The following is a 3,001-nucleotide window of genomic DNA, read 5'->3' on the forward strand; positions in this document are numbered from 1 at the left end:
GCCAGGTCGGCCGGAAGGTCGTCGAACTGGTCTTTGGGGTACTTCGCCATAGGTCTGGAATCGATTCACTCGTGCGGCACGGCAACACGACCGGCCTGGGATGAACTCGTGAATGCACGCTCAGCCCTGGCTCGCGCCCGGGCATCCCTCGCTCGCTGCAAACGGGCAACCAGCATGGGATCGTGTCGCACGGCGGCGGGCGAATCGATCACGGCATTCAGCAATTGATAATAGCGGGCAGCCGTGAGACCGAAGACGTCGCGAATGGACTCCTCCTTGGCAGCCGTGTGCCTCGTCCATCGCGCCTCGAACGCGAGCATGGCGCGGTCGCGCTCTGACAGATCGCCGTCGCTCATGGCCACCACCTCGCTTTCGCGGCAAGCTTAGAAGCCACTGGCCCGCAAAACCGGGAGGCGTGCCGCTGAACACCGAGTCTCAGGGTTCTCAAGGTTAGGATGACCTAACCATGCCTTCCCCCCGCCTCGCCACCGTCATCGGCTTTGCCGTTGGCGCGGCGATCCTCGTTGGCTGTGCATCTCCTGCCAACGTGGAGCCGGGCCCGGCTGCCCCATCCGCAGCAGACCTCGTGCCGCTCTCCGAGCTCGACGTGCTTGCCGATCCGCGCGCCCATGTCGGTGCGTCGACCGCGGTGCTCGCCGCGGCATCCGCGGAGCCGGTGGCGCTGGATGCAGCACCGACCCTGCCAACGACCGTCACCTCCCACGACCTCGACGGCGACATCCGGGTGGATATCGCGAGCGCCGACCGCATCATCGGGCTCGACATCGCCGGCTCGATCGGCGCCACCCTGGTCGGGCTCGGGGCTGGCGACCGCATGGTCGGCCGCGACACCTCCACCACGACCGCCGCGACGGCGGAGCTGCCGATCGTGACGACGGGCGGGCACAGCATCAACAGCGAGGCGGTGATCGCCCTGCGCCCCGATCTGGTGATCACCGACGGCACGGTCGGGCCGATCGACGTCGTGCTGCAGCTGCGCGAGGCAGGCATCGCCGTGGTGTTCGTCGACACAGAGCCGAGCCTCGACGGTGTGGGCGAGCTGTCCCTCCAGTTAGGGGCGGCCGTCGGTGCGCCCGCGGCCGGCGACGCCCTCGCCGCGCGACTCTCTGCCGACATCGAGGCGAAGGTCGCCGAGATCGCCGCCATCGCACCGGCCGAGCAGTCCGACAGGCTGCGCATGCTCTTCCTCTACCTTCGCGGAGCCTCTGGCATCTACTACCTGTTCGGCGAGGAGTCGGGGGCCGACACCCTCATCGAGTCGCTCGGCGGCATCGACGTCGCCGGTGAGATCGGCTGGTCGGGAATGAAGCCGATGACCGATGAGGCGCTGGTCGCCGCCAACCCCGACCTCATCCTCGTGATGACCGACGGGCTCGCGAGCGCTGGCGGTGTCGACGGGCTGCTCGAGGCCAAGCCGGCGATCGCCCTGACGCGCGCCGGGCAGAACAAGCGGTTCGTCGACATGGCCGACGGCGAGATCCTCGGCTTCGGCCCGCGCACCGCCGACGTGCTCGACGCGCTGGCCCGCGCGATCTACGCGCCGGCCGCCTGACGACGGCGCACGACCGCCGCGACCACCACGGCCGCAGCCGCGGCGAGAGCGGCGAGCAGGCCGAGCACCCAGCCGCCAGCGGACGAGGCGGGCGGGCAGTCGGTGGCAAAGCGGATCGTCACGGGGTCGAGCAACTCCCCCGCCCCATAGGTGCCGAATGCCTCCGCGCCATCCGCGGTGAGCGTCGCCGGCGCGTCGGTGATCGTCAGCACGCCGTCGCTCGATGCGATGGTCGCGGCCGATAGGTCGAGTGTCGCGAACTCCACGTCACGCGCGTCGACGGGCGTGCCCTCCTGCGTCGTTCCGGTGACATCGAGGATGACGACCGCGGTATCCGCGCTGTCGAAGCGCAGCTGCGGGTCGGCGACGGTCGTGTTCAGGATGCCGCCGTGCCCGGTGAAGGTGATCGATCCGTCGAAGCCGACAAGGCCGGTGCCCGCGTCGTAGGTGCCCGACCCGTCGACCCAGCCGAAGCGCGGTGTCTCGTAGGTGGCGCCGTCGGCGACCGCCCACTCGCCGTTGGCGATCGTGCCGCTGATGTAGCTGCGGAACGACTCCTTGAAGCCCCAGTCGAGCGTCGCGTCTTCGACGCCGCAACCGGGCGCCGCGGCGAGCGCTGCAACGAGGGCAACAGCGACGATGCTCACGACTGCCCCGCCCGGTACATGAGCACGTGGGGAATACCGGCCTCGACATACTGCTCGCCGAAGGCCTCGAAGCCGAACTTCGCATAGAGCGGCGCGATGTAGGTCTGCGCGTGCAGCAGCATCGACTCGTGGCCGTGCTGGCGCAGAACCTCGGCGATGAGCTGCTGCGAGAGCCCTCGTCCGCGGGCGTCGGGGCGCGTGACGACGCGACCGAAGAGGTGACGCGCGTCGCGGTGGGTTGGAGCGGCATCCACGATCACTCGCAGGTAGGAGGCGATGCCCGCCTCGTCGGCGATCCACAGGTGCTCTGTCGTCGGCTCCTGGTCGCGATCGTCGAGCTCGCTGTCGTCGACTTTCTGCTCGAGGTAGAAGACATCGGTGCGCAGTTTGAGCAGGGCATAGAGCTCGTGCGTCGTGAGTTCGCTCCACGTCTTGGTCACGATGGAACATTCGGGCACAGGCTTGAGTTTAATGGGGTGACCCCTAAGGAGCGCCCCATGGCCTACAACGTCGAGAAGACCGAAGAAGAGTGGCTCGCAGAGCTCGGCCCAGAGCGCTACGCGATCCTGCGCAAGGCATCGACCGAGCGCGCCTGGACCGGCGAGCTGCTCGACGAGAGCCGCGCCGGCCTCTATGCCTGTGCGGCGTGCGGCAACGAGCTGTTCAAGAGCGGCACCAAGTTCGACTCCAACTGCGGCTGGCCGAGCTTCTACGAGTCGATCAACCCGGATGCGGTTGAGCTTCTCGAAGACACCACCCTCGGCATGACCCGCACCGAGGT

General features: G+C 68.4%; 5 protein-coding genes. 2 read left to right on the plus strand and 3 right to left on the minus strand.

Annotated features, from left to right (window positions below):
• Positions 1–65 precede the first annotated feature (65 nt).
• Complete coding sequence (locus AC14A7_RS10390; protein WP_484008738.1) at positions 66–356, minus strand: DUF3263 domain-containing protein; 291 nt, start codon at positions 354–356, stop codon at positions 66–68.
• A 110-nt stretch (positions 357–466) separates the two neighbouring features.
• On the opposite strand from AC14A7_RS10390, the gene AC14A7_RS10395 reads away from it, so the two are divergent.
• On the plus strand, positions 467–1,573 hold the full coding sequence (locus tag AC14A7_RS10395; protein WP_484008740.1) for a heme/hemin ABC transporter substrate-binding protein: 1,107 nt from the start codon (positions 467–469) through the stop codon (positions 1,571–1,573).
• On the opposite strand, the gene AC14A7_RS10400 is transcribed toward AC14A7_RS10395, so the two are convergent.
• Both AC14A7_RS10400 and AC14A7_RS10405 read right to left on the minus strand, forming a co-directional pair.
• On the minus strand, positions 1,555–2,220 hold the full coding sequence (locus AC14A7_RS10400) for an HtaA domain-containing protein (RefSeq protein WP_484008742.1): 666 nt from the start codon (positions 2,218–2,220) through the stop codon (positions 1,555–1,557). The two genes, AC14A7_RS10395 and AC14A7_RS10400, sit on opposite strands and share 19 nt — an antisense overlap.
• The gene (locus AC14A7_RS10405; RefSeq protein ID WP_484008744.1) at positions 2,217–2,660 is read right to left on the minus strand and encodes a GNAT family N-acetyltransferase; all 444 of its coding nucleotides are present in this window, start codon (positions 2,658–2,660) and stop codon (positions 2,217–2,219) included. Before AC14A7_RS10405 ends, AC14A7_RS10400 begins: the two co-directional genes overlap by 4 nt.
• Positions 2,661–2,717: 57 nt before the next feature.
• On the opposite strand from AC14A7_RS10405, the gene msrB reads away from it, so the two are divergent.
• A partial coding sequence (gene msrB / locus AC14A7_RS10410) for a peptide-methionine (R)-S-oxide reductase (RefSeq protein WP_484008746.1) occupies positions 2,718–3,001 on the plus strand: 284 nt, incomplete at its 3' end.

The organism is Conyzicola sp., assembly GCF_057073975.1.

Bases quoted from the DNA above. Each gene is read 5' to 3' on its own strand.
- AC14A7_RS10390 (WP_484008738.1), bottom strand. From the start codon at position 356: ATGAGCGACGGCGATCTGTCAGAGCGCGACCGCGCCATGCTCGCGTTC.
- AC14A7_RS10395 (WP_484008740.1), top strand. From the start codon at position 467: ATGCCTTCCCCCCGCCTCGCCACCGTCATCGGCTTTGCCGTTGGCGCG.